Below are 2,564 nucleotides of genomic sequence, written 5' to 3' on the forward strand. Positions count from 1 at the left end.
GCCTGGCCGACGAACTCCGAGCGCGTGGCGCCACGTGCCCGCTCTACCTGATCCACTCCGGCGGTGGTCTCGTCAGCGTGGAGACCGCAGCGGCATTCCCGGTGCGGCTCGTCGAGTCCGGACCCGTGCTCGCTTTCAAGCTGCTGGTGGCATGGTTTAGTCACGCAACGGTAAATTCCAACCCCATAAACGAAGTAAGGAGGGGATGTAAACCCTATAAGCTCAGCGCTCTCCACACCCCCCGAAACAGGGGGGTAGGGGAACGTCTGGAGTTGGTTACCGTCAGTCTTTTACTTGGATTAAGGTAATTTGATTAAGGGCGTTGGATTAAGGGCGTTGTTGAACTAAGGAATCATCTCAAGTATGGTCGGATGATTGGTCAGTTACCAATTCCCAATTCCCAATTACCCTCAATCATTAGATTAATCAGCAAGGCTGGATTAAGCACTACCAGTAAAAGCGACTTCCGGGAACTTAGCCTGAGCCTCAGACATAGGTCTACGCCTACCTTCCTCTTGCCAGTAGTTAATCACTTCAGTGGCTTTGTTGAGGATTTCAATGCGATCAGCTTCAGTAATCCAGTGTTTGGCTTCCATCTCATCCTTGAGCTGTTCCCAGGCATCGTTCCGGGGCCAGAAAAAGTAACAAGTTAATGGGCTGGTGCCTTTGCCGACAATTTGATCAACTGCCAGGGCTACATTCTCATCTAGCCAGAGAACTTTTAATAGAAATTTTGACAATCAGGCCTCCCTCAGATATCCCACGTTATCTATAACTATAATCTATTGTACAATTGATGATTCTAGCGCAATAAGACTGTTCCTGATCAAGATTCAGGGATAGGTTTTTGGTTAAATTGTTGGTACTATTGGTGTTTATCGGCAATATTGGCGAGCCTAGCCCAAGCGTGCATGATGCCTAGTTCAGAAACATTCATTCCTAACTTGAATGCCATAGTGGTGTTCGACATTGACGGCGTGGTGCGTGACGTTAGTGGTTCTTACCGTAGAGCGATCGCAGATACAGTAGACCATTACACTGGTGGTGCCTATCGACCCACTATGGTAGAGATTGACCAACTTAAATCAGAAGGGCTATGGAATAACGACTGGGATGCATCGCAAGAATTAGTTTATCGATACTTTGAGGCTCAAGGGAAAACGCGTTCGCGTAGCGGCTCTTCCAGAGCATCGCATTTTTCTCTCGACTATGAAGCCCTTGTTGATTTTTTCAATTCTCGCTACCGAGGAAAAGATCCCAACCATTGGACTGGATACATTTGCGACGAACCGTTATTGTTACAACCGAGTTATTTAGAGAGTTTGACAACAGCAGGGATTCCTTGGGGGTTTTTCAGTGGGGCAACACGACAGGAAGCGAACTATGCCCTAGAAGGACGACTCGGTCTCGAACGGCCTGTTTTAATTGCGATGGAGGATGCTCCTGGTAAGCCTGACCCGACAGGACTGTTTGCCGTAGTTCTACAGCTAGAACAGGAGCATCAAGTTAAGGTGAAATTGCCAGTTATCTACGTTGGTGACACAGTTGCTGACATGTACACTGTTGAAAAAGCCAGAGACTCTCATCCAGAACGAGTTTGGGTTGGGGTAGGGATTTTACCCCCTCATGTGCAGCAGATACCAGAACAGCGGGAGGCTTATGGAGATAGGCTAAAAGCTGCTGCTGCAACAGTGGTTTTTGATAATGTTGAGCAGCTGACTCCTGAACAGATTGAGAAAATCGTACATCAGGGTTAGTGGACAGTTAATACTTGAAGCTTTAGATTCCTTGAGGTTAAAGCTCAATAGTCAATAGTTAAACAATTCACAGGTTCACGAAAACAAAAAGGACAAGGTCAAGAGCTTCCCTGTCTTGACCTTGTCCTTTTTGTATTTATTTCTGTGTGTGTAGTGGGACTTGACCCTTTACCGTTTCAACAGCTCATCCTTTAGAGCCAGTAAATGTTACCCCAGAGATAAAGTAACGATTGAAGAAGGCGTAAATCCCCAAAGCCGGTATAGTAAAGACCATTGAGGCTGCCATGATGTAGTTCCAATAACTAATGTATTGCCCCTTAAAGGTATTTAAACCTAAGGGAAGGGTAAACATTCCTGGATCTGAGGTAATCATTAGGGGCATTAAGAAATTATTCCAAGACCCCATAAAAATAAAGATAGCTTGTGCTGCCAAAGCTGGCTTGGCTAAAGGCAGGACAACCTGCCAAAAGGTTTCCCAGCGACTTAATCCATCCAAGGCAGCAGCTTCTTCAAGTTCCTTAGGAAAATTGATAAAGAACTGCCGCATCATAAAAATAAAGGTGGCATTCACTGCACTCGGTACAATCAATCCTTGGTAGGTATTGAGCCATCCCAAAGACTTTAAGATTAAATAACCAGGAATTAGGGTGACTTGTCCAGGAATCATCAAAACTGCCAAGATTATTCCCAACAATAATGAATTACCTGGAAACTTAACTCTGGCTAAGGCATAACCTGCCATTGAGTTAAATATAATATTCAACCCTGTTACACAAACACCAACCAAGACACTGTTTAAAAACCAGA

At 45.3% G+C, this 2,564-nt stretch carries 3 protein-coding genes and 1 pseudogene; 2 read left to right on the top strand and 2 right to left on the bottom strand.

What is annotated here, in order from left to right:
* A pseudogene (locus tag F6K20_RS40990) lies at positions 1–125 on the top strand (hydantoinase/oxoprolinase family protein); the annotation flags it as partial.
* A gap of 315 nt (positions 126–440) precedes the next feature.
* Here F6K20_RS40990 and F6K20_RS33595 read toward each other — a convergent pair.
* Positions 441–740 carry a 30S ribosomal protein PSRP-3 gene (locus F6K20_RS33595; protein ID WP_008183046.1) on the bottom strand — a complete coding sequence of 100 codons (300 nt, stop codon included), beginning with the start codon at positions 738–740 and terminating at the stop codon, positions 441–443.
* Between the two features lie 174 nt (positions 741–914).
* On the opposite strand from F6K20_RS33595, the gene F6K20_RS33600 reads away from it, so the two are divergent.
* Positions 915–1,757, top strand: coding sequence for a TIGR01548 family HAD-type hydrolase (locus F6K20_RS33600; RefSeq protein WP_287297670.1), 843 nt, complete (start codon positions 915–917; stop codon positions 1,755–1,757).
* 184 nt (positions 1,758–1,941) lie between these two features.
* Here F6K20_RS33600 and F6K20_RS33605 read toward each other — a convergent pair.
* A partial coding sequence (locus F6K20_RS33605) for a carbohydrate ABC transporter permease (protein ID WP_287297668.1) occupies positions 1,942–2,564 on the bottom strand: 623 nt, incomplete at its 5' end.

The sequence above is a fragment of the Moorena sp. SIO2C4 genome (assembly GCF_010672485.1).
GTDB classification, from domain to species: Bacteria; Cyanobacteriota; Cyanobacteriia; order Cyanobacteriales; family Coleofasciculaceae; genus Moorena; species Moorena producens.